The following is a 25629-nucleotide window of genomic DNA, read 5'->3' on the forward strand; positions in this document are numbered from 1 at the left end:
TTGTGGTTTGTCGGCTGCCGTGTTGGAATCGACTTTGGTTTCGTTCTGTGTGTCGGGGCGATCCGTTTTCGGACTGCCCTCAGGCCGGGCGGGCCGCGCGTGCTCGCGCCGAGCGGTTGGCTGTTTCGGCCTTATGTCGGAGTGTGTTGCACCCCTTCCGCTGTATGTCGCTTATTCGGGGTTGCCGAACAGACGCATGAAGTGTTGGGTATATTTCTTTTTCACTTCGTCCATCGTGGGAACGGGCTGATCGGTGTCGGCGAGTTCCGCGGCGATGGAGGTAACCCCTTTGTCGGTGAAACCGCAGGGATTGATATAGCTAAAATATTTGAGGTCGGTGGTTACGTTCAGTGCAAAACCGTGCATGGTCACGTAACGTGAGGCTTTTACGCCGATGGCGCAAATCTTCCGTTCGGGTTTCGGCCTCTGGTTGGCGGCACCGGCGGTGGCGGGCAGCCATACTCCGGTGGCGTGTTCCACGCATTGACCGCTGATGCCCCACTCGGCGATGGTGTCGATGACACTCATCTCGAGCCGGTGGATGTACTCTTTCAGACCGAGCCCGTGGGCTCCGATGGTCGAGAGGTCCAGAATGGGGTAGCCGACCAATTGGCCGTAGCCGTGATAGGTGATGTCTCCGCCGCGGTCGATGTGGTAGTAGCTGGCGCCTATGCTTTTTAGGAACGTTTCGCTGACCAATAAATTGTTTGCATGGCCGCTTTTCCCGAGGGTATAGACGTGGGGATGCTCGCAGAGCATCAGAATGCCGTTCGGTTCATGCGGACGGTCTGCGTCGGGCTGGTTGCTGCGGGCGAGCAGGGCTTCGAAATGTTTTTGCTGCTCGTGCCACGCGGTGGCATAGTCGATCACGCCGCAGTCGAGCACTTCGATCATGGCTGCCTCCTTTCTTTGTCCGGGGTGAGGCTGGCGAGCGGGCGTCGCGCTTTGGGAACGAGCCGGTCGGCCATGTATGAGGAGCGGACCAGCGGGCCGCTTTCGGTGTGAATGATACCGCGCTCTTCGGCTGCGGTCTTGTATTCGGCGAAGCGGTCGGGGTGTATGTATTCGGCCACGGGATAGTGGTGTGGCGTAGGTTGCAGGTATTGGCCGAGGGTCATGCGGCGGACACCGGCCGCGGCCAGGTCGTCGAGGGTCTGGAGCACTTCGTCGCGGGTCTCGCCGAGACCGACCATGATGGCGCTTTTGGCCAGGTTGGGTTCGCCGTGCGCCTGACCGTAGGCGGCGATGTGGCGGAGTACGCCGAGCGAGGTGTCGTACGATGCGCGGCGGTCGCGGACCGTGGGGGTGAGGCGGCGGACGGTTTCGAGGTTGTGGCCTACGATATCGGCGTCTGCGGCCAGTACGGTATCGAGCAGTGAGGTATCGCCCGAGAAGTCGGGGATCAGGAGTTCGATGGTGGTTTCGGGGTTCAGTTCGCGGATGGCGCGGACGGTTTGTGCCCAGTGTTCAGCTCCGCCGTCGGGCAGGTCGTCGCGGTCGACCGAAGTGATGACTGCGTGGCGCAGCCCCATGAGTTGTACGGAGCGGGCGATTTTGATCGGTTCGTTCGGGTCGAGCGGGGCCGGATGGGCCGACGATTTGGTGGCGCAGAAACGGCAAGCGCGGGTGCAGGTGTCGCCCCCGATCATAAATGTCGCGGTTCCACGGCTCCAGCATTCCGAGATGTTGGGGCAACGGCCGCTTGAGCATATGGTATGTAGATCGTGCCGCCGCACGATTGCAGCGACATCGGCATAACGCGGATCGTTATGAAGTTTTACTTTAAGCCATTCCGGTTTGTGCGTGCCGACTTTCTCATGGTTCGAGGGCATTATCGGTTTTTCTTTTTTCTGATAACTACAAAGTAACAAAATTTTCGGCAGATTTCCGAGTGTCTGAATGGTTTTGTCGGTTTGTGAGTGAGCGGTTTTCGCGCGATTTTCGGGTCGTTGAGCGAGCAAAGAGGGGCTGTGGCGGGTTGGAACGGGTTTGGCCGCTTTTTATCCCTTATTTGAAATGGTGAAACTTTTTTCAGCAGGCGGTCGGCTGGTGAGTCAGGCGAAGCGTTTGGGTGTGGTGTGGGACTTTGCGGGAAAAGAATGGATGAACGTGGATTATGCGGAAGGAAAAGTGGCTGTAATGATATTTGGATGTGACGGGTAGAGTGGAATGCGGTGGGGTAGGACTGTGAACTGAGCCACGTGTCCGGGAACGTGTTGCTGGTGTCGTGTCTTATTTTTGATAATATTGATGTGGAATTGAATCGTTGGGATTCTGCCCGACGTCGGAGATTTTTATTGGAACAGGGGGTGATTTGTCTTTGGACCCTCTTTAAAGAGAAATGTTATGGTGGGTAACGCGCCTGGAGGCGTACAGTGAGCGATGGGCTTAGAGCAGCTTCTACCTGCGTAACAATACGTTGCTTTCGGGGAAGGTACTGTGGCTTTTCATGTGCCTCGCTGTTGTGTTTACCTTTTCCTGTGCCCCCTTTTTTATGCCCAGTGTTAGAGGCGGCGCTGGGGATAAAAAATCCGGGCTTCTACATCAGTTGTAGAAGCCCGGATGGTAGCCACAACAGGACTCGAACCTGTATTTAAAGTTTAGGAAACTTCCGTTCTATCCCTTGAACTATGCGGCCCTGTTCGATGTCAGGCGGTTAGCGGCGTCTCTGTCCCGATGCCGGAGGTGTCCGGCGACTCGGTGTCGGTGCGTGGTTTCCGTCGGTCGGGAAGCGGGCCGTGCCGATCGGGATTATTTGCCCATCGTGCCGCCGTCGTATGCCCAGCGGAGGTAGATGGCTCCCCAGGTGAAGCCGCCGCCGAAGGAGGCGAGAATCAGGTTGTCGCCCTTCTTGAGGCGGGTTTCGTAGTCCCAAAGACAGATGGGGATGGTGGCAGCGGTGGTGTTCCCGTATTTCTGGATGTTGACCATGCAGCGGTCGGCGGGCAGACCCATGCGGTTGGCCGTTGCGTCGATGATTCGTTTGTTGGCCTGGTGGGGTACCAGGTAGCGGATGTCTTCGGCGGTGAGGTGGTTGCGTTCCATCACTTCGACTGCGGTGTCGGCCATGTGCGAAACGGCGGCCTTGAAGACGGGCTGGCCTTCCTGGTGGACGTAGTGCCATTTGTTGTCGACGGTTTCGTGCGATGCGGGGTAGCACGATCCGCCGGCTTTCAGGTAGAGGTGTACGGCGCCCGATCCGTCGGAGTGGAGGCTGGCGTCGATCAGACCGAGTCCTTCGGTGTTGGGCTCGACCAGTACGGCACCGGCACCGTCGCCGAAAATGGGACAGGTGGTACGGTCTTCGTAGTCGATGATCGAGGACATCTTATCGGCTCCTACGACGATGATTTTCTTATAAGCTCCGGATTCGATGAATTTGGCTGCGGTGGTCAGGGCGAAGAGGAAACCGCTGCAGGCGGCCGAGAGGTCGAACCCGAAGGCTTTGGTCAGGCCGGCTTTGTAGGCGATGAGGTTGGCGGTGCTCGGGAAGGCCATGTCGGGGGTGACGGTGGCGCAGATCACCAGGTCGATGTCCTGCGGGTCCACCTGGGTCTTTTCGAGGAGGTCTTTGACGGCTCGTTCGCCCATGTAGGAGGTGCCTTTGCCTTCGCCTTTGAGGATGTGGCGGGTTTTGATCCCGATGCGGGTCATGATCCATTCGTCGGAGGTGTCGACCATCCGGCTGAGCTCTTCGTTGTCGAGGATGTATTTGGGCAGATAGGCGCCTACTCCGGTGATGGCGGCGGTTATCTTGTTCGCAGTTTTGCTCATGCTTCTCGTTTAGTTGTTCGTTACGGGTTGCGCGCTGTCCTTTTCTGTCGGCCGGAGCTGCTGGCCGCGAGGGCCTTTGCAGAGTGGTACAGAGAAGTCGCGGAGCGCATATTCTCGATTCGTTTCCCTGTCGGTTTGCGGATCGGGGCGGGCGCTGTCTGTTTTAACGAACGGTTAAAATAATAAAAAAGGTATCCAACGGCTGTGGATTAGCTGTTGAATGCCTTTTTGAATTGCGATACCATATCGGCGCTGGCAGCGCGTTCCGTGAGTAGTATCATATTGGCGATGGCTTTGGCTGTTGAGCAGCCGTGGCCGATGATGACGGTGGAGTTGATCCCGAGGACGGGGGTTCCGCCGACGTTTTCGTAGTTGAGTCCTTCGACGAAGGGGGCGTTGATTCCCTGGCTCTGGAGAATGTGGTGGAAGCCTTCGATGGTTTTGAGCAGGGTGTTGCCGGAGAATCCGTCGCAGACGATGACGTCGGCGATGTCGGAGGTCAGCAGGTGTTTCCCTTCGATGTTCCCAACGAAGTTATAGGCTCCGGCGGCTCCTTTTTCGGCCATGAGGGGATAGGTGGCTTTGGTGAGGAGGTTGCCCTTTTCGGGTTCTTCGCCGATGTTGAGCAGGGCTACGCGGGGGTTGGCGATTTTGAGTGTTTCGCGAGCGTAGATGCTGCCGATGATACCGTATTGGGCCAGCACTTCGGGTTTGCAGTCGGCGTTGAGTCCAACGTCGAGCAGCAGCACGTCGTTCCCGGTGGCGGTTTTGAATGCGGTAGCGATGGCGGGACGGATGACGCCTTCGATCTGACCGACGGCTTGCATGCAGCCGACCATCATGGCACCGGTGCTTCCGGCGCTGGCGAATCCGGCGATGTCGCCCTGACACAGGTGGCGGAATCCGACTACGATGCTGGAGTCGCTTTTCTGTGCGAAGGCTTTGACGGGATGATCGCCCATGGCGATGACTTCGGTGGTGGGCACCACTTCGATCCGCGGGTCGTTCAGCACGCCGTAGGTGTCTGCGGCCTGGAGAGCGGCGCGGTCGCCGAACAGCACGAGGGTGGTATCGCCCGAAAGCTGGGACAGGGCCGTATGGGCGCCTTCCACGGTCACTTGCGGGGCATAGTCGCCACCCATGGCATCAAGGCCTATTCTCATAATCGATGACGTTTGATTCGTGAGGGGGTTGTTTATTGCAGGACGGTCGCAAAACAAGATACGCGGCCTGTATGGTTAGGCTGGCTCCTCTTTGCGACCGTGTGGTTCCTCTCGCGCGTCGTGTGGCTCTGCCGGGGGCGTTGGCCTGTGACGCGGAGGTATGGCTTCTCTTCGCCGGGGTTCCCGGTTGCGGTGGGGGAACTATTGCCCTTTGACTTCCATCGCTTTCTTACCGCGGTAGAAGCCGCATTCGGGGCATACGCGGTGGAACAGGATGGTGGCGCCGCAGTTCGAGCAGGTTGCCAGGGTCGGGGCTACGGCTTTGTAGTGGGTTCTTCTCTTGTCACGACGGGTCGAGGAGATTTTGTGCTTAGGATGTGCCATTTTTGTTTATCGCTTATTTATTGTTTTCTTCTTGTTTGTCTTGCATTTGGGCCAGTACGGCGAACGGGTTTTCCGAGTCGGGGGTGTCCGCGGTATTGGTGTGGGTCAGTTCGTCGAATTCCGATTCGCTGACGATGCGGAAGCGTTTCAGCATGTCGGGGTTGCAGTTCCGGATGTCGGGATGGACGCGCTGGAACGGCAGCGACAGCATGATGCTTTCGTAGAGGTATTGTCCCAGGTCGAGCGTGTCGTCGGCGGGCGAGATCCACAGAATGTCGCCGTCGCTGTTGTTGGTTTCGCGATGGGCGTCGCCCGAGTAGCGTTCGCCTTCGGGGATGTTTTCGCTGATCTTCACCACGGGGGTCCCTTCGAAGTGTACCGGGCAGCGGAATTCGTCGAGGCAGCGGTCGCAGGTCAGTTCCACTTCGGCGTCGATGCTGACGTTCAGTTCGAGCATCGTGGCGTGTTTGAGGACGGTGACGCGGGCGGTTCCGGTGCCGTGTTCGATCTCCGCTTCGGGCCAGCGGCCGAAGAATTGGTCGTCGATCGGGAAGTCATACGCATAGCTTTCACCGGTCTTAAGACCGTGAAAATCTATTGTGTATGTGGTGTTTGCGCTCACTTAGGGGTGGCTTTGCATCCGGCAAAGGTAATCATAAATTCAGAATTTGCAATGCTTTACGCACTTTTCGGCGCTCAGCGCTCTGCGACGGGGCTTGCGGGACGGTCGCAGGCGACCATTCCCAAGTCGCAGAGTACCAGTGCTGTCATGGCTTCGACAATGACCGGGACGCGGAGTGCAATGCAGGCGTCGTGGCGGCCGCGCACCACGAGCGGTTCGACTTTCCCGTCGGCGAAGTTGTAGGTCTGCTGGGGGGTGGCGATGCTCGAGGTGGGTTTGACGGCGATGCGGAACTGGATGGGGTTGCCGTTGGTGATGCCGCCATTGATGCCGCCGGCGTTATTGGTACCGGTGGTGCCGTCGGGAGCTACGATGGGGTCGTTGTGCTGGCTGCCGCGCATGCGGGCGGCGGCGAATCCGGCTCCGAATTCGACTCCTTTGACGGCCGGGATCGAGAAGAGCGCGTGGCTCAGCACCGACTCGACCGAGTCGAAGAAGGGTTCGCCCCAGCCGACGGGGATGCCGCTGGCGGTGCAGGAGATGATGCCGCCCAGAGAGTCCTGGCTGTCGATTGCCTCCTGAATGGCCTGCTGGATGGCGGCGGGGTCGGTGTGGCCGCCGATCTCTTCGATGCGGCTTTCGATCCGGACGGTGTCGCCGAGGACCTTCTTGGCGATGGCGCCGGCGGCGACGATGCCGAGGGTGATGCGGCCGGAGAAGTGTCCGCCGCCGCGGTAGTCGTTGTAGCCGTGCCATTTCTCGCGGGCCACGAAGTCGGCGTGGCCGGGGCGGGGCTGGGTCACCAGGTTGGAATAGTCGCCCGAGCGGGTGTTGGTATTCTGGAATACGACGGTCAGCGGCGAGCCGGTGGTGTGGCCGTCGAAGAGGCCGGAGACGATATGCGGCTCGTCGGCCTCCTTGCGGGGGGTGGTGCCTTTGGCGCCGGCCTTGCGGCGGTCAAGATCGGCCTGCAGGTCGGCGGCGCTCAGCGGGATGCCGGCCGGAACGCCGTCGATCGTCACGCCGACCAGTGTGCCGTGCGATTCGCCGAAGATGCTTACTCTGAATTTTCGTCCGAAACTGTTCATGGTTCTTGTGGGTTGGGGTGTCGGCTGCGCCGACGGGTGAAACGGGAGATCGGGATGCCCGGCCCGTTTCGGGCGAACCGGAGTGCGGAAAGTTCGCCGGGTGTTTTCTATATGCGGAGGCGTTTGGGTCGTGCGCTGCGGCCGGTAATTCTCCGGGTTCGGGGCCGGCAGGGGCCTGCCCGTTGTTCACAGCGTCGGACCGATAACGCGCCTGGTTATTTCAATCGAAGTTTCTGGAGGTCTTCCCAGAAACCGGGGTAGGATTTGTTGACGGCTTCGGCCCCGTCGATCTCGACCGCACGGTCGGCCCGGAGGGCGGCGACGGCGGTGGCCATGGCGATCCGGTGGTCATTGTGGCTGTCGAGGGCGGGGCTCACGACCCGTAGGGTGTCGAGCGCAGGGGCTGCGCCGTGGATGATCATCAGGTCTTCCTGCGAAAGGTCGATCGTCACGCCCAGTTTGCCGAATTCGGCGGCGATGGTGGCGGCACGGTCGCTCTCCTTATGGGTCAGGCGGGTGGTCCCGCGAAGGCGCGTGGTTCCGGAGCAGCAGGCTGCCAGTGCGGCCAGTGCCGGGAAGAGGTCGGGACAGTTGGTGGCGTCGAAATCGAAGCCGCGCAGGCTCTCGCTGCGTCGTACGGTCAGCGTGTGGCCGGTCTGTTCCATCGTGGCACCGGCACGCGTCAGCGCGTCGACCATGGCCCGGTCGGCCTGAAGCGAGCGGGGATTGAGGTTGTCGACCGTCACGCCGCTGCCGACGGCAGAGGCCACCGCTCCGGCTACCAGCAGGCACGAGGCTCCGCTCCAGTCGCCCTCGACGGAATAGGTCGCCGGCTGGTATTGTTGGCCGCCGCGGATGATGAATTCGGTATAGTCGGCGGCGTGCGAAACGGAGATACCGAAGGCGCGGAGCACCTCCAGCGTCATGGCCAGGTAGGGAATGCTTTTGGGCTGGCGGACCACCAGATGGGTATCCTCGGCCGAGAGGGGCGAGGCCATCAGCAGTCCGGTGATGAATTGCGAACTGAGCGAGCCGTCGACTTCGACCGTTCCGCCGCGGAGCGGGCCGCATACGGTCAGGGGGAGGTATCCGTCGCCGGTGCAGCGAACCGTCGCACCCAGTGCATGTAACGGTGCGGTCATGGTGGTGGCGACCGGACGTTTGAGGATCGACCCGTGGCCGGTGATGGTGATCGGGCGGGGGCTTTGGGCGGCGATCGGGGTGAACAGGCGGGCCGAGAGTCCGGCTTCGCCGATGTTCAGTTCGGTGGGGCTCTGCCGCAGGAAACCGCCCTGTATGCGATAGGTGTCGCGGTCGATGAGGACTTCGGCGCCGAGGCGGCGGATCACGTCGAGGGCGGCCGACGTGTCGTTACAGAGGCCCATGTTCCGCAGTTCGCTCCACCGGGCGGGATCGTCCGAGTGGGGTACGAGCAGGGCGGCGGCCAGGGCACGCTGGGCATAACTTTTCGAGGCCGGTGCGGTGATGCGGCCTGCGATGGCTCCGGGGGTGAGGGTCTCTTTCATCGGTGTCGGGTTTGGACGGTCGGGTGGGTCTCTACTGCAAATTTACGTGACTCGCCTGGATTTTGAAAGTGGATTCCGCGTTATCGGCCCTCCACGTAGTTGGTGACGGCGGCGGCCACGGCGGCTCCGTCGACGGCGGCCGAGATGATGCCGCCGGCGTATCCGGCTCCTTCGCCGGCCGGGAAGAGACCGGCGATCTGCGGGTGCATGTAGGTGTCGCGGTCGCGGGGGATCCGCACGGGCGACGAGGTGCGGGACTCGATGCCGATTACCTGTGCGTCGGGGGTGAGGAAGCCGCGCATCCGTTTGTCGAATTCGCGGAATCCGGCGCGGAGCGACTGGGCGATGAACTTCGGCATCCATTTGTCCATGTCGCTGGCGATCAGTCCCGGGTGGTAGGAGGTGGGGTGAACTTCGGCACAGCGGAATCCCTTGACGAAGGCGTCGAGCCGCTGGGCCGGGGCGATCTGCGCACCGCCGCCCTGGGCATGGCCCATCTTTTCGAGTTGCTGCTGGAAACGCATGCCGGCCAGCGGTCCGAAGTGGGGTACCAGATCGGCGTAGTCCTGGGGCAGGATCTGGGTGACGATGCCGGAGTTGGCGAAGATGTTGTTGCGGCCGGAGGGCGACATGCCGTTCACGACGCACTCGCCGTTTTCGGTCATGGCCGGGACGATGAAGCCGCCGGGGCACATGCAGAAGCTGTAGACACCGCGGGTGCGCGGGGCATCGGCGCCGCTGAGGCCCGACGGAACCTGGGCCACGAGGCTGTAGCTGGCGGCGGGCAGGTCGGGGTCGAGGGTTTTGTACTGGATGCGGTCGATCAGCTCCTGGCGGTGCTCGACGCGGACGCCCATGGCGAAGGGTTTGGCTTCGATCAGGATGCCGCGCGTGTGGAGCAGTTCGTAGATGTCGCGGGCGGAGTGGCCCGTGGCAAGGATCACGGCCGGAGCTTCGATCTCGTCGCCGCGCTGGGTGCGGACGCCGCGGATGGCGGTGCGGTCGGCGTTCAGGAGCAGGTCGCTGACGCGGCTCTCGAACAGGATCCGGCCGCCGGAGCGGAGAATGGTCTCGCGCATGGCGGCGATCACGCGGGGCAGCCGATCGGTTCCGATGTGGGGATGGGCGTCGTAGAGAATCGACTCGTCGGCACCGTGGTGGTGGAGGATTTCGAGCGACTTGCGGTAGTTGCCGCGCTTCTTGGAACGGGTGTAGAGCTTGCCGTCGGAGTAGGTGCCAGCGCCCCCTTCGCCGAAGGCGTAGTTGGAGTCGGGATTGACGGACTCGTTCCGCTGGATGGCGGCGATGTCCGATTTGCGCTGCGAGACGTCTTTGCCGCGTTCGAGGATCAGCGGGCGGTAGCCTCGTTCGATCAGTTCGAGGGCGGCGAACAGCCCGGCGGGACCGGCTCCCACGACGATCACTTCGCGCGAGGCGGGAACGTTCGACACGTCGCCCCATTCGAGGTGTACGGGATCGGGCCGGCCTTCGGTGTCGAGCCAGAGCTCGACGGCCATGTTGATCCGCACGCCGCGGATGCCGCTGGTGTGGCGTCGCGCGTCGATCGAGCGGCGGACGACGCGGCAGTGGGCGATCTGGTCGGTCGAGGTGAGGCCGGCGGCCCGGATGGCGGCGGCGGTGTAGGCGGCACTGTCGGCGGCCTCTTTCGGGGTAAGGGTGATTTCGACGGTTCTGGGCATGGGGCGCAGCGTGAAAAAGGTCTATCAAAGAGAAATGGTCGGGCGTTCTCGGCGACGCGCCCGGGGAGGGCTTGCAGGGGAAAGCGTTGGGGCGAAGGCGGCGGTCTATGCTTTGCTCCAGATACGGGTGTTCATGTTCAGCTCTTCGACGATGGAGGTCAGCTCCCGAACCACGCGGGTATCGCGTTCGATGCAGTGTTCGATGGGTCTCCAAAGGCTCGCTTCGTAGTGGTTGCCCGAGGCGGAGATGGCGACGATGATGTTCGAGGCGGTGAAACTGATGCTGAGGCGGTCGGGATGGCGGTGCCAGAGGGTCATGATGCGCTCCATCAGCGCCGGGGTCAGCAGGTAGCGGGCTTCGACCTGGTCGGTCGAGCAGACCAGCAGGTGCTTCATCAGTTCGGCGTTCTCCAGTTGCACGCGATCTTTGCCGGCCAGCCATTTGCTGCCCCAGTAGTTCGGGACGAGGGTGGTCTGGCCCTGAAAGTGCTTGTTGAAGTCGGCCACGAAGAAGAAACCGCGGAAAATGTCCACCCAGGTGGTGCGGGTTCCGTTTTTGGTGTGGGTGGTGCGTCGCTCCTGGGCGTGCACTTCGGCGAAGTAGAAGGGGGTCTGGCCGACGCAGCCTTCGATGCGGTCTTCCGAGTCGTAGCGGTCGGGCGAACGGAACAGGTTGCTCTCCCGGAACAGCTGTTCGCTGATGCCGGCGTCGGGGGCGTAACGCCCGTTTTCGCACCCCTGACTCGCGATTTCGGGCACGATGGCCTGCTTGTAGAACCGCGAGAGGATGCGGGTGGCGCGGTTGGTGGCGATCACGAGGGCCACGATGCTGACTACAAGGGCCCAAAGGGCGTAGCTCGGGCCGCCCAGTGCGAAGCTGGCGGCAATGGCGGCCACACAGACGCCGAGGACGATCCACCAGCATTTGCGTTGGCGGAGCTGAAGCGTGCGGAACTGGGCGCAGGCCTGGTCGGTGGATTCCGGGGGTGTCATCAGCGGTTGTTGAACAGGTTGCGGACGTTGGGTACGGTCTGCTCGGCAGCGGGTGTTTCGAGTACCCGCGCGGGCGCGAAGCGGAACATGCCGGCCACCAGTGACGAGGGGAATACCTGAATGGCATTGTTGTAGTCCGTGACGACGGCATTGTAGGTGCGTCGGGCGGCGGAGAGTTGCTCTTCGAGCTCGTTGAGGGTGCGTTGCAGGTGGAGGTAGTTGGCCGAGGCTTTCAGGTCGGGATAGTTCTCGGCCACGGCGTAGAAGTCGCGCAGGCTGCGGGTGAATCCGCTGTCGAAGGCGCTCTTTTCGTCGGCGGTGAGCTCTCCGTAGCTGTTTTTGTTCCGGCGCAGGGCGGTGACCGTACCCAGCAGGGTCGCTTCGTGGGTGGCATACTGGCTCACGGTTTCGACCAGGTTGGGCAGCAGGTCGAAACGCTGTTTGAGAACAGCGTCGATGGCCCCTTGGGCATTGTCGATGGCGTTGCGCCGGCGGACGAGTCCGTTGTAGATGGAGATCGGTGCCACGACAATAACGAGCAGCACGACGATCAGAATAATCCAGGGTAACATGGTCGGACGGGTTTAGCGGGGTTCGTGTGTGTGGCTCCCGTATATCCTCGTCGCGCCGGACGGCGCTCGGCCGCCCGGCGCGACGGGTAACGGAGTCAGGGGCAGGGATCGGAGGGGTGTGGGGAAAACTTGTGTCAATAGGCCTCCCGTGCTGCGCTCTCCCGCCCCGGTTGCGCGGATGATTCCTATTTCAGGAAGAGCAGTTCGCGGTATTTGGGCAGGGTCCACATCTCGTTGTCGACGATCAGTTCGAGTTTGTCGATGTGGTAGCGGATCTGGTCCATCAGCGGCACGACGGTGTCGTGGTAGGCGATGGCTTTCGAACGTTCGCTGCAGATCTTGTTGGCCACCTTGCGGGCGTTCACCAGGTCGTTGACCTGGGCCTGGATGGCCGAGATGTGGTCGTTGATCTGTTCGATGAGCTCCACGTCGCGCTGCGAGAGCGAGTCGGCGCGTTGCTCGTCCTTGAAGATCTGGTGTACCTTGTAAACCTTGTCGAGCAGCTGGCTCTGGTAGCGCGAGGCTACGGGCAGGATGTGGTTCATGGCCAGGTCGCCGAGTACGCGGGCTTCGATCTGCACCTTCTTGGTGTAGGTCTCCCAGTCGACTTCGGTGCGAGCGTGGAGTTCCACTTCGCTCAGCACGCCGGTCGAGGTGAAGAGGTCGATCGATTCGGGGGTCAGGAAACGGTCGAAGATCAGCGGAATGCTGGTCTCGGTGTCGAGTCCGCGGCGGGCGGCTTCGGCTTTCCATTCGTCGCTGTAGCCGTTGCCGTCGAAACGGATCGGTTTGCAGGCCTTGATGTACTGTTTGAGCACGGTGAAGATCGCCTTCTCGATGGGGGTGTGCATGGCCATCAGTTCGTCGATTTCCTTGCGGAACTGGCGCAGCTGGTGGGCCACGGCGGTGTTGATGACGGTCAGTGCTCCGCCGCAGTTGGCCGACGATCCGACGGCACGGAACTCAAAACGGTTGCCGGTGAAGGCAAAGGGCGAGGTGCGGTTGCGGTCGGTGTTGTCGAGCAGCAGCTCGGGAATGTGGGCGATGCCGAGCTTGAAGCCCGACTTGTCGTCCACCTTGATGGCCTCTTCGGAGGTGCTGGATTCGATCTTGTCGAGCACTTCGTTGAGCTGACGACCCAGGAAGACGGAGATGATGGCGGGCGGCGCTTCGTTGGCTCCCAGACGGTGGGCGTTGGTGGCGCTGGAGATGGAGGCCTTCAGCAGTCCGTTGTGTTTATAGACGGCCATCATGGTGTTGACCAGGAAGGTCACGAAGAGCAGGTTGTCTTTCGGGGTTTTGCCGGGCGAGAAGAGGTTCACGCCGGTGTCGGTGCCGAGCGACCAGTTGTTGTGCTTGCCCGAGCCGTTGATTCCCTTGAAGGGTTTTTCGTGGAGCAGGCAGCGGAAGCAGTGTTTGCGTGCGATGCGGTGGATCACACTCATCAGCAGTAGGTTATGATCGTTGGCCAGGTTGGCTTCTTCGTAGATCGGGGCCAGTTCGAACTGGTTGGGGGCCACTTCGTTGTGGCGGGTCTTGACGGGGATGCCGAGTTTGAGCAGCTCGACGTCGAGCTCTTTCATGAAGGCGGCCACACGGGTCGGGATCGAGCCGAAGTAGTGGTCTTCGAGCTGTTGGTTTTTGGCGCTTTCGTGGCCCATGAGGGTACGCCCGGTCAGGATCAGGTCGGGGCGGGCTGCCCAGAGGCCTTCATCGACCAGGAAGTACTCCTGTTCCCAGCCCAGGTAGGTGGTAACCTTCTTGACGTTGGGGTTGAAGAGCTGGCATACGGCCGTGGCGGCACGGTCGACGGCGTCGATGGATTTCAGCAGCGGGGTTTTGAAGTCGAGCGCCTCGCCGGTGTAGGCGATAAAGATCGTCGGGATACAGAGGGTCGAATCGACGATGAAGGCGGGCGAGGTGGGGTCCCAGGCCGAGTAGCCGCGGGCTTCGAAGGTGTTGCGGATACCGCCGTTCGGGAAGCTCGAGGCGTCGGGTTCCTGCTGGATGAGCAGTTTGCCGGAGAACTCTTCGATCAGTCCGCCGTGGCCGTCGTGTTCGACGAAGGCGTCGTGTTTTTCGGCGGTCCCGCCGTTCAGCGGCTGGAACCAGTGGGTATAGTGGGTGGCGCCCATCTCCATGGCCCACTGTTTCATGCCGGCGGCCACGCCCATGGCCAGTTCGCGGCTGAGCGGGGTGCGGTTGTTCATGGTGTCCACCAGGGCTTCGTACACGTTCTTGGGCAGGTACTTGCGCATGCGGTCCTGGGTGAAAACGTACATGCCGAAGTATTCCGAGGGCCGCTGGGCCGGAAGTTGTACGTCGAGGGCTTTGCGCCGGATCGCCTCATCGACTACTTTGAATCTGAGTGATGACATGGGTCTTATACGGTTTTTCTGTTTTTTGCTCGGTGTCTGAGGGCCGGGGTGTGAACCGGCCGGAGGGGGCGGCAGGCTGTGTGTGCCGTGTCGCGCGGAAGGCTATTTCAACTCGATGTTGTGGGCCTTGCACTGTTCGCGCATCTCGTCGGGCCAGATGCTGGCCTGTACTTCGCCGATGTGGGCACAGCGCAGGAAGAACATGCAGAGCCGCGACTGGCCGATACCGCCGCCGATCGAGAGGGGCAGCTGGCCGTCGAGCAGCATGCGGTGGTATTTCAGGTTTTTGCGCTCGTCGTATTTGCCGCTGGCGCGGAGTTGCTGTTCGAGCGACTCGGGGGTGACGCGGATTCCCATCGACGAGATTTCGTAGGCCGATTCGAGTACGGGGTTCCAGAGGATCAGGTCGCCGTTCAGGCCGGCGAATCCCTCTTCGTTGGGGGTGATCCAGTCGTCGTAGTCGGGAGCGCGGTCGTCGTGCGGTTCGCCGTTCGAGAGGGGGCCGCCGATGCCGATGATGAATACGGCGCCGCATTCGCGGGCGATGGCGTTCTCACGCTCTTTGGCGCTCATGCCGGGGTAGCGGCGGAGCAGCTCTTCGGCGTGGATGAAGGTGATCTCGTCGGGCAGCACGGGGGTGATGTGGGGATGGGTGTGGTAGACGGCCTGTTCGACGCGCAGCAGCACGGCGTAGATCTTCCGGACGATGGACCGCAGGAAGGCGACGTTGCGCTCTTCGGGGCGGATGGTGCGTTCCCAGTCCCACTGGTCGACGTAGAGCGAGTGGATGTTGTCCAGTGTTTCGTCGGCGCGGATGGCGTTCATGTCGGTGTAGAGACCGTATCCGGGGGCGATCTGATAGGCTCCCAGTTTGATGCGTTTCCACTTGGCGAGCGACTGCACCACTTCGGCACGGGCGTCGCCCATGTCTTTCACGGGGAAACTCACGGCCCGTTCCACGCCGCTCAGGTCGTCGTTGATCCCCATGCCGGAGAGGACGAACAGCGGGGCGGTCACACGCCGCAGACCGAGCGCTTCGGCCAGTGTGGTCTGGAAGGTGTCTTTGATCTCTTTGATCGCCTGTTCCTGGGTCTCGGGGACCAGTCGGGGACGGTAGTTGCGTGGGAAATAGAGTGCCATCGGCTTGTTTTTAAAAGACAAAGATAATGTTTTTTCGGACGCTGATATGGGGTGGGCGTCACGACGGCCGGTTTTTCGGTATTTAAGGACGGTTACGGACAGTGAACCGGATGCGTTGGCGGTGGCCCTGATCGTCGACCACGGTGAGCCAGTGTTCGCCGGGGGACGGGGCGACCGACAGGGTGTGGCCGACGGTCGAGGCGGAGCGGGTCGTGCCGAGGTAGGTGTTGTCCAGGTGCCAGTGCAGGGTGGCGCTGTCCGAACGGTGGGCGGCGCGGAAGACGAAGCGTTCCGTCCGGTCCGAGGCGGTTGAGCCGGTATTGCGTCCTGCAAATCCTTTGGGCAGGTAGAGAACGGCGTTATGCTGGGGGTAGACCAGCTCGAAGGGGCGCGCACCGCTGATGGTCGGAGGTCCGGCATAGTCCGAGGCGGACTGGCGGTAGTAGTATTCGGCGGCGGGGGGCAGCACGAACCAGCCGCGGGTCTGCTCGCCGACGGTGACCGGCTTGTGGTAGGGGCAGGGGGGCGAAGCGATGCCGGCCTGCGGAATGTCGACCGTGTCGACCGGGTCGCCCGAGGCGAGGCACCACGGTCCAGCACGGTGGCCGCTGCGACGGCAGACGGCCACCGCGGTCATGTCGTCGAGCGGGCGGTCGAACCATCCTCCGCCCGCGGGGAGCATCGAGAAGAGGTCGAACAGGATCGGTGCGGCGTGGCCGACGCCGGTCATCGAGGCGCGTCCTTCGCCGTCGGCATTGCCGACCCAAACGCCCACGATGTAGCGCGGGGTCAGTCCGATGGCCCAGGCGTCGCGGTTGCCGTAGCTGGTGCCGGTTTTCCAGGCGACCTGTCTCATCGAACTGAAGGCCTGCCAGGCTCCCTCCTCTTCGGGACGGTTCACGCCGCTCATGGCCTCGAACATGAACCAGAGCGAGGCGGGTGACAGGGGGCATAACAGCTCCTCTTCGTGGTGGTTGCGGCGGTGCGTTCGCTGCTCCTGCGAGGCGGTGGGGTGCGACGGGGCGATGTGCGGCGGGGTGTCGGCTGGTGAACCGGTAATGCGCAGCTCGTGCATGTCGCCGGGGGCGTAGCTACCCGTTCGGTTGTGGGTCTCGAGCGACCGGGCCAGCGAGGCGTAGAGACCAGTCATCTCCCACAGGGTCGATTCGGCGCCGCCCAGGATGAGCGTGGCACCGTAGTCGTCGGCGCTGCGGTCGAAAGTGGTCATCCCCATCGAGCGCAGCAGCGCCAGGAAACGGCTGTTGTTGTAGAGGGTCAGCATCCGGACGGTCGGCACGTTGAGCGACCGGGCCACGGCGGCGCTGGCCGGAACCACGCCGCTGAAGGTCTTGCTGTAATTGGTGGGGGTGAAGCCGGCGAGGTTAAGCGGCGTGTCGAAAACCAGCGTGTGGGGCAGGATCTGACCTTCGCTGAGCAGCGCTCCGTAGAGAATCGGTTTGAGCAGGCTGCCGGTGCTGCGGCGCGAACGGATGATGTCCACGGAGCGGCCGTCGGATGCACCGGCCCGGGGCTCGGACTGGGTATCGGCTAAGTCTCCGGAAGTGGCGCCGGGGGAGACTCCGCCGGGGGTGATGTTTCCCACGTAGGCCAGCACTTCGCCGCTGCGGACGTCGGCGATCAGGGCGGCGGCATTGCGGATGTGGTTGGCGGCCAGTGTCCAGCGGCCGTAATTGTCGACGACCTGCTGGGTGCGTTGCTGGAGGGCGGCGTCAAGGGTCGAATGCAGGGCGGTGCCTGCGGGCTGGTTCTCGAGCAGGTGGGGAGCATGGCGGGGCAGTGGCCGGGGGGCGTCGGGCAGTGGTTCGAGCCGCGCGACGAGGTGTTCGGTGCTGTCGATGGCTCGCACCTGCAACAGACGGTCCAGCAGTCGGTTCCGTTTGGCGAGCAGGGCGTCGCGGCTGCGGCCGGGGTGGATCAGGGCGGGCGAGTTGGGAAGCACGGCGAGCGTGGCCGCTTCGGCCCACGAGAGTTGCGAGGGGTCGTGGCCGAAGTAGCGCCATGCGGCGGCTTCGAGGCCGACGACATTGCCGCCGAAGGGAGCGTGGGCGGCATAGAGGGCGAGGATCTCCTCCTTCGTGTAGCTCCACTCGATGCGGGTGGCGAGCAGCATCTCGCGGAGCTTCTCGCCGACCGTGCGGGGCGGGTTGCCGCGGCTCAGGCGGACGAGCTGCATGGTGAGGGTCGAACCGCCGCTGACCACTTCGCCGGCTCTCCAGTTCTGGCGGGCGGCGCGCACGATGGCCGGAAGCGACACGCCGGCATGGCGGTAGAACCGGCGGTCTTCGTATTCGACCACGGCGCGGGCATACTTGTCGGGGAGGGCGTGGCCGGGCGGAAAACGCCACTGACCGTCGCGGGCGACCTGTGCGCCGAGCAGTTCGCCGTCACGGGCGTAGAGTACGGTGGAGTAGGGGGTGTCGAACAGCGGGCGGGGCAGCATCAGCGCGTAGGCGGCCAGCGCCAGAAGTGCGCCGACGAGGAGCAGACGGTTGCGTAACGTATGTGCCCGGTTCGGTTGCATGGATGCTCAAAATTAGTGATTTTTCGTGCGGTTGCTGGGTTTCTCGGGGGATAAATGCTATATTTGAGAAAAATTGCCAAGAGATTTTGCCCGGTCTCTGAAACGGCGGATTTTACGGCCGTCGGTCGGAATGTGCCAAGGGCGAAAAGTGTGTAAGAGAGTGCGAAGGTAATGTGCTGAATATAAGAGAGAATAAAGTAGCAGGGGTGCGACGTGTAAGACCGAAAAGACGGGAGGGGTGGTAAGCATCTCCCACAGGGACGGTCGCGGGGGAGGATGGCCCGGCGGAACGTGCTGTCGGCGGCAATTGTGTCGAAGAGTCTGTCATGAACCTTAAAATATCTTGTGCTATGAGACGTCTTGCTGTTTTCTCGATGGTCCTGCTGGCCGGCTGGAGCTCGGCCCGGGCCGATGCCTTGTCGGCTGATGGTGCGCGTGTCAAGAGTGTCAAGATCTATCCCGAAGGGGCGTATGTTACCCTGTCACTGCCGGTTTCGCTGAAAGCCGGTGTCCCTGAAAAGGTCGTTTTTCCCGACCTGTGGTATGCCGATCAAAAAACAATCGAAATTCGTGCGCTGTCTGCCGCGACGGACAGCCTGGATTTGGTCTCCGAAATTTCGTCCGTGATGCCGCTCGAGCATGTGGGAGCCTATCGCGAGGTGTCGGCGGAGTCCGATTCCGTGTGGGCGAAACTCGAACGGCTGAGGGCCGACAGCCTCGTGCAGGAGCGCGAAATTGACTTCCTGCAAGCCAACGCCCGACAGGAGGGTGGCTCGATTGAACGGCTGACCGAACTGTCGTCGTGGATGCGGCAGCAGTACACCAATATCTACAACCAGCAGCGTCAGACCCGCGAGGCGATCAAGGAGTGTGAGGACGAGTTGAACCGGCTAAAAGGAACGGTCGGGCAGATTGACAAAACCTCCGACAATGCAACTCAGGTGAGCGTCCGGTTGACGGCTAACAAAACCTGTACGACCGAGTTGGAACTGTCGTATTACACGACAGCGGCCCGATGGGAAGCGTTCTACTTCTTTCGGTTTGCTCCGAAGAGCGGGATGGCCGAGTTGGAGTATCAGGCTTCGTTGCAGCAGTGGACCGGATTCGATTGGAACGGGGTGTCGGCCGAACTGTGTTATGGCGCACCCGACAAATCGATCGTTTTGCCGCAGACCCACCAGCGGGGAATAACCTATATGGCACCCTTGACTCGGGAACAGATGAAAAATCGACCGGATGAAAGCGTGAAAGTCTCCCGTCCGATGGGTTATGCGACCAATTTCCACATGACTCCGTCGGCAACCGAGACCAGCGTCAGCTATGTGTTGGACTATCCTCTGACCCTGGAGAGCTCCGAAGCTTACAAGAATCAAAACATGCAGCAGATGGTACAGGTACGCAAGGATACGGTGGCTGCGACCTTTGATTATGTATTTAACCAGTACAACCCCGTTTCGTTGACGGCCCATATTGCCGATTGGCGGAATCTCAACCTGTTTGACGGTCAGATGAGTGTCTTCTGCGACGGACGGATGCTCGGGCAGACCGATCTGTTCCTGAATCAGGTCGGAGATACGCTCTCGATTCCGCTCATGCAGGAACCTCGCGTGACGGTTAATCGTACGAAGGTCAAAGACTACGAGACCCAGGTGCGAGGGGCCAAAACAGAACGTCAGTGCGAGTATGAACTCCGTGTGCGAAACAATCAGGATTTCCCGATTCGGATGCGGGTGCGCGATCAGTATCCCGTATCGGGTACGGATGAGGTTCAGGTGACGCTGACCGAAACATCCGGGGCGAAGATCGACAGCCGAAAAGGTGCGTTGGACTGGACCCTCGAATTACAGCCCGGTGCGGAACGTGTGTTGAAGTTCGGTTATTCGGTTCGTTACCCCAAGGGCGGAACCGTCAGGTTTTAAGCGGGTCAGTTGGTCGGTAAAGCGAATCTTCGCGACCTTGTTTTCATTAGAATATACCCCATAAAGAACGAAATGATGGAGCGACAAGTAAAGCAAATCCTCGGTATGCTGGCCGTCATGGCCGTTACGGTCGTCGTGCTGTTCGGCGTGACCGGCTGCGGCAGCTCGAACTCCGGCAGCAGCGGAGCCCGACCCGTCGAAGTCACATACAATCCGCTGGTCGAAAGTTTTACGGCCGGCGTGGTTGGTCGTACGGAGAGTATCTCCGTGACCCTCACCGAGTCCCTCTCGCCCGATGTCCGGCTCGGCAAGTATGTCCAGTTGTCGCCCCGCGCCAAAGGGGAGTGGGCCATCTCGCCCGACGATCCGAGAACCCTGGTCTTTACGCCCGACGGTGAGTTCAAGCGAGGAACGCTTTACACCGCGACGCTCGATCTGGCCGGGCTGCTTCCCGGCAATCCCGAGGCGCGTGCGTTCAGCTTTTCGTTCCAGACGCTGCCGGCCGCCGCTTCGGCCGAGCTGCGCAGCTTCACTGTCGAACCCGACGGTACCTATACCGTCGAGGGAACCCTCCTGACGGCCGACCGGGAAGACTCGACGCAGATCTTGCGGATGGCTCAGTGGAGCGGGCTGCAGGGCGGCGAAGTCCATTGGATGCATAGTGTGGACGGACGTAGCCACACCTTCGTTGTCTCCGAAATCATTGCACCCACCTCGCCCGCGACACTCGAACTCTTCGTGAAAGATAAAAAGGTCGGATATGCCGGGCAGCAGGTGCTCGAGATGTCCCTTCCCGCCATCAATCAGTTCACGCTCCATTCGACGGATTACGTCGATGAAAACGAGAAATATATCGAAGTACGTTTCAGCCGCCGGCTCGATCCCGCCCAGGAACTCGAAGGGCTGCTGTGGCTCGACGGGGTGAAGAGCGTCTATCAGCTCGACGGTAACAAAGTGCGCCTCTATTTCGACGCCTCCACGCTCGAATCCGAAGAGGGACGACCGACCGTAACGCTGTGTGTCGATGCGTCGCTCCGTTCGGACGACGGCCGCACGCTCGGTGTCGATGAACGTCGTCCGATCACGCTGGAGAACGGGGCCCCGGCCGTTCGTTTTGTCGGCAAGGGGACCATCCTCCCCCCCGATGTGGTGCGGGTCGGTGAAGGCGAAGGCCGTGGCATTCCGTTCCAGGCTGTCGGGTTGCGGGCCGTGCGGGTAGACATCTTCCGCATCGAAGAGAGTACGGTGGGGCAATACCTGCAGGAGAACGACCTCGGCGACGCCGAGAGCGGCAACCTGATGCGTACCGCCCGACCCGTCGCCTCGCGAACCCTGTTCCTCGACGGTGGCGGCGAACAGAAACTGCGCCACTGGGCAACCTACTCGCTGAACCTCGACCAGTTGCTCGAACCCGAACCCGGCGCGTTGTACCGTATCGCCCTCTCGTTTGACCGCTCGATGGCTGCGCTGCCCTGTATTCCGACGGCCGAGCGGCTCACTCCGCAGGCTGCCGAGATTGCCGATCGCGACCGCTTCGACCGGATCGTGCGTCAGTTCGACCAGGGCGGATACTACTGGAGTGCCGAAGAGTATGACTGGAGTACCTACAACTGGCGCGACCGCGAAGATCCCTGCACCCCCAGCTACTACTTCAACCGAACCGCCCAGCGCAACCTGCTGGTGACCGATCTCGGGGTGATTGCCAAGGCGGCACTCGAGCCCCGCATGTCCTTCATGGTCCACAGCATCACCACTACCGAACCCGTCAAGGATGCTCATGTCGAGCTGCGCAATTATCAGGGGCAGCGCGTCGGGTGGGGTGTGACCGATGGCGACGGGAAGGTGACCGTGGAGTATGAATCCGGTCGTCCCTATTATGCCGTCGTGTCGAAAGAGGAGCAGCGGACCTATCTGAAGGTCAATGCCGGCTCGGAACTCTCGACCTCGACGTTCGACGTCTCGGGCGAACAACTTCAGGAGGGGCTGCGCGGATTCGTCTGGACCGAGCGCGGCGTATGGCGTCCCGGCGATACCATCCACATGAATTTCGTGACGGCCGGTGAGCGGCTGCCGACCGGACACCCCGTGACGGTTGAACTGCGTTCGCCGCTCGGCCAGCTCTACCAGAAACGGGTCGCCACGCAGACTGTCGGCGGCATATACAGTTTCACGCTGGGCACCGAACCCGATGCGCCGACCGGAGTCTGGAATGCGACCGTAACGGTCGGCGGAGCCACCTTCGACAAACGGCTGCGTATCGAGACCGTCAAACCCAACCGGCTGAAAATCGACCTTCGCTTCCCCGGCAAATACATCCAGCGCGGTCAGCCGCTCGATGCCATCCTCCACGGCGAGTGGCTCACCGGTGCCCGGGCCGGCAACCTGCGGTATGTGATCGAAACCGAATTTACTCCGGTGCGCAATGCCTTCGACCGCTTCAAAGGGTACGTGTTCGACAACCGGTACATGGAGTTCCGTCCCGAAAATGCGCCTCAAATCACCGGAACGACCGATGCCGAGGGCGACGCCCGGATCACGGCCGTGCTGAACGGTGGCGAGAAGGCCGGCGGCATGTTACAGGCCAGCTTTACGACCCGTCTGTTCGAGCCCTCGGGTGAGTCGAGCGTCGATGTAGGCACCCAGCTCTATTCACCCTTCACCTCGTATGTCGGAATACGGGCTCCCGAGGGGGCCGACGACCGGCTCGATACTGATCGGGACTACACTTTCGGTATCGCTGCGGCTGCTCCGGACGGAACGCCGCTCGACAACCGGCCCGTCGAAATCAATGTCTATAAGGTGGAGTGGTACTGGTGGTGGAGCGCCGAACAGTACAACGTGGCCCGTTACGTCTCCGACCAGCAGTTGATGCCCGTGCAGAGCGATACCGTCACCACACAGGCCGGGGGTACGGTCTCCTGGCGGCTGCGGATTCCCAAATCGGCCTGGGGAACCTACTACGTGACGGCCCGCGATCCGGAGAGCGGCCACGAATCGGCCGTGCTGGTCTATATGGACTGGCCCGACTACGGCAACCGGCGCAGCGACGCCTCCGGAGCGATGCGTCTGGCCGTCTCGCTCGACAAGGCCGCCTACAACGTCGGGGACGAGGCGACGCTGAGCTTCCCGGCCACCGAAGGTTCGCGTGCCATCATCTCGATCGAGAGCGGTTCGCGGGTGCTGAAGACCATCCCCATGGAGTGCACGGCCGGCCAGCAGAAATATACCTTCGAAGTGACTCCCGACATGCAGCCGAACGTATATCTGAACGTCACCCTGCTGCAACCTTTCGGTGAGGTTGAAAACGACCTCCCGGTGCGCCTGTACGGGATTGTGCCCCTGATGGCCAGCTCGGCCGAAAGCCGGTTGGAACCGGTGATCGGCGTGCCCGAAAAGGTGCTCCCCGAGTCGGAGATGACCGTTACAGTCTCCGAGCGGTCGGGGCGCGCGATGGCCTATACGCTGGCCGTCGTCGACGAGGGGCTGCTCGATCTGACCCGCTTCCGCACGCCCGACCCGTGGGGAGCGTTCAACGCCCGTGTGGCGCTCGGAGTCTCGACCTGGGACGTATATAACAACGTGCTCGGAGCCTATGGCGGCCGCATCGAACAGATGTTCGCCATCGGTGGCGACGGGGCGTTGAACCTTGCGGCGCAAACCTCGCTCAACCGTTTCCCGCCCGTGGCCCGTTATGTCGGCGCCTTTACGCTTGGCAGCGGCGAAACTGCCAAGCACCGGATCCAGCTGCCGGCCTATATGGGACGCGTCCGGGTGATGGCCGTTGCCGTGGCGCAGGATGCCGACGACGGAAACGGAGCGTGGGGATCGGCCGAGAAGTCGGTAGCCGTCCGGGCGCCGCTGATGGTGCTGGGCTCTGCGCCGCGGAGTGTGGCGCCCGGCGACGAATTTGTCGTGCCGGCTACGATGATCGCCACGCAGAACGGCGTCGGACAGGTGACGGCTGCCATTCAGGCCGATTCGGCCCTCTTCACGGTGGTCGGTGCCGCGCGGCAGAGCCTCCAGATGCCGGGCGAGGGCGAACAGATCGTGCTGTTCCGTCTTCGGGCCAAAGAGACCCTTCCGGTCGGGACGGTGGGCGGACATATCGAGATTACGGCCACCGGCGGTGGCGCCCGGTCGCATTACGGTATGGATATTCCGTTGAGGACGCTGGAACTTCCCGTCGCTGCGGGCAGCAACCATACGGTCGAGGCCGGCAAGGCGTGGGAAGGTGCCGTCGCGCTGACCGGCATGGAGGGAACCCGCAAACTGATGCTCGAAGTATCGACCGTTCCGCCGATCGGTGTCGGACAGCGCATGGAGTACCTCTCCACCTACCCTTACGGGTGTATCGAACAGATTACGTCGGCCGCCTTCCCGCTGCTCTACCTGCCCGAGATGGCTGACCTCTCGGCTGCCGAACGCGAAACGGCTCGAAGCAGGGTCAGCTACGTGCTCAACCGCTATAAACAGTATGCGACGCCCGACGGATCGATGGGGTACTGGCCCGGCGACGCCTCGCCCAACCTCTGGGGGTCGGCCTATGCCCTGCACTTCATGACCGTTGCCGGTCATAAGGGGTACACCCTGCCAGTCGGCGTCTACGACCGTCTCAAGGCGGCGGTCAAGAGCATGGCGGTGCGCTGGAGCGCGTCGGGGAACGAACCGTTCAACCTGGTACAGGCCTACCAGCTTTATGCGCTGGCACTGACCGGCGAACCCGAGATTGGGGCGATGAACCGGTTGCGTCAAAGCGGAGCCCTGACTAGCGAGGCGCGGTGGATGCTTGCCGCGGCCTATGCGGTTGCCGGTCGGTCGGATGTCGGGCGCACGGTGGTTGCCGGCGCGACGGCGGCTGCGGATTCGGTACTCAGCGAATCGGCCCTGCCGATGCAGCGGATGGCGACCTATGGGTCGACGGAACGGGCCGAAGCCGTGCAACTGCTCGCCACCACCCTGCTTGGTATGGGCGGTGAGTCGGCCCAGTTGGCACAACGGGTGTCGCAACAACTCGCCTCGAACGACTGGATGAGTACGCAGAGCACAGCCTGGGGGCTACTGGCCATGGGCGAGTACACGGCGCGCAACGGTCGGGCAACGGCGTTGAATTTCGAATGGAGTGCCGGCGGGCGACGCGGACAGGTCGCTTCGTCGGTCGACAAGGTGGTCTGGAACGGCGAGTGGAGCAACCCGACGTCGGGGCAGCTCTCGGTGGTTAATAAGACGCAGGGTACGCTGTACGTCCGGGCCGTGGCTTCCGGTGTCGCATCCGGCAGGGGTGTGGCGGCCACTTCGAACGGTCTGGAGGTGAAGGTGCGTTATGTGGATGGCAACGAGCGGCCGATGTCGGCCGATTCGCTGGCGCAGGGTACCGACTTCGTGGTCGAAACGACGGTTCGGAATGTGACGAAGGAACCCTTGACCGATCTGATGCTGACCGAACCCGTAGCATCCGGATGGGAGATCCGTCCCGACGCAGGAGCGGAGAGTGCCGGTGTCAGCTACCGGGATGTTCGTGACGATCGGGTCGACAGCTTTATTCCCGATCTGGAGGCCGGGGCGACCGTGACGGTCCGTACGCGCGTCAGTGCGACCTATGCCGGACGTTACACGCTTCCCGCGGTGCGTTGCTCGGCCATGTACGACGGTGTCGTGTCTGGTAATACGGCTTCGGGCCGGGCCGTGGTCTATTAACCGGGGCTGTCCGGTGGGATCATCGGGTGCGGCTGAAGAAGAGGCGTGAGACGGGGCCCTGGGCGGTGAGTGGTGATAATTCCCGAAAGTGATTGAAAAAGAAGCGGAACTGCGGCAAGTGTGTGATGTGCAGG

Annotated in this window: 16 protein-coding genes and 1 tRNA gene; 2 read left to right on the top strand and 15 right to left on the bottom strand. The window is 62.1% G+C overall.

Going from position 1 to position 25629, the window contains the following annotated elements:
• Positions 1-171 precede the first annotated feature (171 nt).
• The 15 genes from lipB to BQ5379_RS08375 all read right to left on the bottom strand — a co-directional run bounded on the left by lipB (position 172) and on the right by BQ5379_RS08375 (position 17882).
• Positions 172-894 (bottom strand): lipoyl(octanoyl) transferase LipB, encoded by a 723-nt coding sequence (gene lipB, locus BQ5379_RS08305; RefSeq protein ID WP_071135001.1) that lies wholly within the window; start codon positions 892-894, stop codon positions 172-174.
• A complete protein-coding gene (lipA, locus tag BQ5379_RS08310) occupies positions 891-1832 on the bottom strand; it encodes a lipoyl synthase (RefSeq protein WP_071135002.1) in 942 nt (313 codons plus the stop codon). The genes lipB and lipA overlap by 4 nt, the downstream gene beginning before the upstream one ends.
• Before the next feature lie 731 nt (positions 1833-2563).
• A tRNA-Arg gene (locus BQ5379_RS08315) sits at positions 2564-2638 on the bottom strand.
• A gap of 113 nt (positions 2639-2751) precedes the next feature.
• A complete protein-coding gene (locus tag BQ5379_RS08320) occupies positions 2752-3774 on the bottom strand; it encodes a beta-ketoacyl-ACP synthase III (protein WP_071135003.1) in 1023 nt (340 codons plus the stop codon).
• Between the two features lie 209 nt (positions 3775-3983).
• A complete protein-coding gene (locus BQ5379_RS08325; protein ID WP_083377667.1) occupies positions 3984-4937 on the bottom strand; it encodes a phosphate acyltransferase in 954 nt (317 codons plus the stop codon).
• Between the two features lie 201 nt (positions 4938-5138).
• Positions 5139-5321, bottom strand: a complete 183-nt coding sequence (gene rpmF / locus BQ5379_RS08330) for a 50S ribosomal protein L32 (RefSeq protein ID WP_071135005.1) — start codon at positions 5319-5321, stop codon at positions 5139-5141.
• A gap of 13 nt (positions 5322-5334) precedes the next feature.
• A complete protein-coding gene (locus BQ5379_RS08335) occupies positions 5335-5943 on the bottom strand; it encodes a YceD family protein (RefSeq protein WP_071135006.1) in 609 nt (202 codons plus the stop codon).
• A gap of 74 nt (positions 5944-6017) precedes the next feature.
• A complete protein-coding gene (locus tag BQ5379_RS08340) occupies positions 6018-7031 on the bottom strand; it encodes a chorismate synthase (RefSeq protein WP_071135007.1) in 1014 nt (337 codons plus the stop codon).
• 215 nt (positions 7032-7246) lie between these two features.
• Positions 7247-8557, bottom strand: a complete 1311-nt coding sequence (gene aroA, locus BQ5379_RS08345; protein WP_071135008.1) for a 3-phosphoshikimate 1-carboxyvinyltransferase — start codon at positions 8555-8557, stop codon at positions 7247-7249.
• Between the two features lie 80 nt (positions 8558-8637).
• Complete coding sequence (locus tag BQ5379_RS08350) at positions 8638-10257, bottom strand: NAD(P)/FAD-dependent oxidoreductase (RefSeq protein WP_071135009.1); 1620 nt, start codon at positions 10255-10257, stop codon at positions 8638-8640.
• 105 nt (positions 10258-10362) lie between these two features.
• On the bottom strand, positions 10363-11250 hold the full coding sequence (locus BQ5379_RS08355) for a DUF3137 domain-containing protein (protein WP_071135010.1): 888 nt from the start codon (positions 11248-11250) through the stop codon (positions 10363-10365).
• Positions 11250-11822, bottom strand: a complete 573-nt coding sequence (locus tag BQ5379_RS08360; protein ID WP_235846050.1) for a LemA family protein — start codon at positions 11820-11822, stop codon at positions 11250-11252. Before BQ5379_RS08360 ends, BQ5379_RS08355 begins: the two co-directional genes overlap by 1 nt.
• Before the next feature lie 185 nt (positions 11823-12007).
• Positions 12008-14200, bottom strand: a complete 2193-nt coding sequence (locus BQ5379_RS08365) for a glutamine synthetase III family protein (protein WP_071135011.1) — start codon at positions 14198-14200, stop codon at positions 12008-12010.
• Between the two features lie 102 nt (positions 14201-14302).
• The gene (gene asnA / locus BQ5379_RS08370; protein ID WP_071135012.1) at positions 14303-15340 is read right to left on the bottom strand and encodes an aspartate--ammonia ligase; all 1038 of its coding nucleotides are present in this window, start codon (positions 15338-15340) and stop codon (positions 14303-14305) included.
• Between the two features lie 82 nt (positions 15341-15422).
• Positions 15423-17882, bottom strand: coding sequence for a penicillin-binding protein 1C (locus BQ5379_RS08375; RefSeq protein ID WP_071135013.1), 2460 nt, complete (start codon positions 17880-17882; stop codon positions 15423-15425).
• Positions 17883-18232: 350 nt separating this feature from the next.
• Here BQ5379_RS08375 and BQ5379_RS08380 point away from each other — a divergent pair, with 350 nt between their 5' ends.
• A complete protein-coding gene (locus BQ5379_RS08380; RefSeq protein WP_159431235.1) occupies positions 18233-19801 on the top strand; it encodes a DUF4139 domain-containing protein in 1569 nt (522 codons plus the stop codon).
• A gap of 75 nt (positions 19802-19876) precedes the next feature.
• The gene (locus BQ5379_RS08385) at positions 19877-25495 is read left to right on the top strand and encodes an Ig-like domain-containing alpha-2-macroglobulin family protein (RefSeq protein ID WP_159431236.1); all 5619 of its coding nucleotides are present in this window, start codon (positions 19877-19879) and stop codon (positions 25493-25495) included.
• The last annotated feature ends 134 nt before the right edge of the window (positions 25496-25629 follow it).

Source organism: Millionella massiliensis, assembly GCF_900104655.1.
Taxonomy (GTDB): Bacteria; Bacteroidota; Bacteroidia; order Bacteroidales; family Rikenellaceae; genus Rikenella; species Rikenella massiliensis.